Raw genomic sequence first — 1,635 nt, 5'->3', positions numbered from 1 at the left:
CAATGTCATCAACTTTGGAAATTATCCATAAATATCATATAATTAGCGCTCAAATCAGTGCATGGGAGAAGCCCTTTTGACTACCTATACCGCATCGCTTGACACCGCCAGCCAAACCCTGGCTTGAAAATTGTACAAAAAATAACCAGCCCGCTCGATTGTCCCGCCTTCATCGCCGCCCACCGCCAGAATCCTCAAGACTTTACCCGCCGACGCCAGCTCACCTTCAAGAACCTCGTCCTGTTCCTGCTCAATCAGCCGCGCACGGCCCTGCAAACCGAACTCGATCAGTTCTATCGCGTACTCAATCAGGCGTCGACTGAGACGCAAATGGTCACTGCGCAGGCCTTCTGCAAAGCGCGCAAAAAGCTCAACCCCGAGGTATTTGAAAGTCTCAATCGCCTCCTGCAGCAACAAATTGACTGCTTCGGGCTGCGTCAGAAGTGGCGTGGGCTGAGGGTGCTCGCGGTGGATGGCTCGACCGTGCATTTACCCCTGGAGTCGACCATGGCGACCTTCTTTGGCAGTCACTCTGGCTTTCCCATGGCTCGCTTGTCCACACTCTACGAAGTCGCTGACGGTCAAACCTTGCATAGCCTGATCGTGCCCCTGACCGTCGGCGAGCGCGACTGTGCCCATCTGCACCTTGAGCACCTGCCGGCTGACAGCCTGACGCTGTTTGACCGTGGTTACCCTGGGCACTGGTTATTCGCGCTGTTCGCGCAGCAACAGCGGCACTTTCTGATGCGCCTGCCCTGTGGCTATAACGCCCAGGTCAAAGCGTTTCTACACTCTGGCCAAGTTGAAGACACACAGCTTTTCGTGGCCAACCATCCTGAAGCACGTCTGTTCTGCTCCGAGGCTGGCGTTGATCCTGCCAGCCAGATCGAGCTGAGACTGATCCGGGTCGAGTTGGCCAACGGCGAAAGCGAAGTATTGCTGACCTCGCTGCTGGATCGAGAAGCCTTTCCCGCTGAGGTGTTTGCCGAGCTTTACCACCGCCGCTGGGGCATCGAAACCGATTTCCGTCGCCTCAAACAAACCCTGACGCTGGACAACTTCAGCGGCCGCAGCGTGACCGCTGTAAAGCAGGACTTTCATGCCGCTCAACTGTTGAAGAACCTGGCGCTGTTGATGCAGCACCTGCTACAGCCGGTCATCGAACAGCGCCACAAAGGTCGCAAGCTGCGATGGAAAGTCAACTTCACCCAAGGCGTGTCACGGCTCAAAAATACCCTGGTCGAGCTGCTGGTGCGGCACTGTGCTCAGGGGCTGAGCAATGTGCTGGCCTTGATGGCTAAAAGCCTCAGTGCCGTACGCTCAGGCCGTAGCTTTGCGCGCCAACGCAAACGCGCAGCCAGCCGAGGTTGTGAGGGCTACAAACCGACGCGCTGAAGAAACACCACCGCCCAACCTCCGTGCAAAAAAGCTGGCCACAAGCGGTCGGCATAGGCTCGTCCGGAGAACGAGAAATCTCGCCTAGACAGCCGGAACAGACGATGATCACATCACCGCCAGCCCAGCTAGACCGCCTGATTGAGCGGCAGAGGCCTGGTCATCGCCCGACGGCCATGGCGGCTGGCTGCTTCGGGGGGCTTGCCTTGGGCAGGGCTGCAGCTTAGGTTGATGACATTG

The 1,635-nt window shown here is 57.6% G+C and carries 1 protein-coding gene; it reads left to right on the top strand.

What is annotated here, in order from left to right:
• The first annotated feature begins 123 nt into the window (after positions 1–123).
• Positions 124–1,395: an IS4-like element ISPa1635 family transposase gene (locus PSEMO_RS28925; RefSeq protein WP_004423958.1), complete on the top strand. Its 1,272-nt coding sequence runs from the start codon at positions 124–126 to the stop codon at positions 1,393–1,395.
• Positions 1,396–1,635 lie beyond the last annotated feature (240 nt).

The sequence above is a fragment of the Pseudomonas putida genome, assembly GCF_001941965.1.
Lineage (GTDB): Bacteria > Pseudomonadota > Gammaproteobacteria > Pseudomonadales > Pseudomonadaceae > Aquipseudomonas > Aquipseudomonas putida_L.
Note: the sequence above shows the minus strand (reverse complement) of the source record. Positions and strands in the feature narration are given on the sequence as shown.